The sequence below is a fragment of the Aeromonas sp. Prich7-2 genome, from assembly GCF_017939255.1.
Classification (GTDB): Bacteria; Pseudomonadota; Gammaproteobacteria; order Enterobacterales; family Aeromonadaceae; genus Aeromonas; species Aeromonas caviae.
Window position 1 is genome coordinate 1 of record NZ_JAGKRI010000184.1, and the last position, 293, is coordinate 293.

Below are 293 nucleotides of genomic sequence, written 5' to 3' on the forward strand. Positions count from 1 at the left end.
CGATACGATCCCGAGCTCAACCCCAGCTACCAGCAGTTGGCCGAGCACTATCAGGTGGCGGTGATGCCAGCTCGCCCTTACAAGCCTAAGGACAAAGCCAAGGCCGAGGTGGGTGTGCAGATCGTCGAGCGCTGGATCCTGGCTCGTCTACGCCATCAGACCTTCTTCTCGCTTGCCGAGCTAAACCAGTGCATCCGGGCTTTGTTGAATGAGCTCAACGAGCGCCCGTTCAAGCAGCTGCCCGGTAACCGACGCGAGGCGTTTGAGCAGTTGGACCGCCCGGCACTGGGGTC

General features: G+C 61.1%; 1 pseudogene. It reads left to right on the plus strand.

The window, feature by feature from the left end:
- Window positions 1-293: pseudogene (locus J9892_RS20480) on the plus strand (IS21 family transposase); the annotation flags it as partial.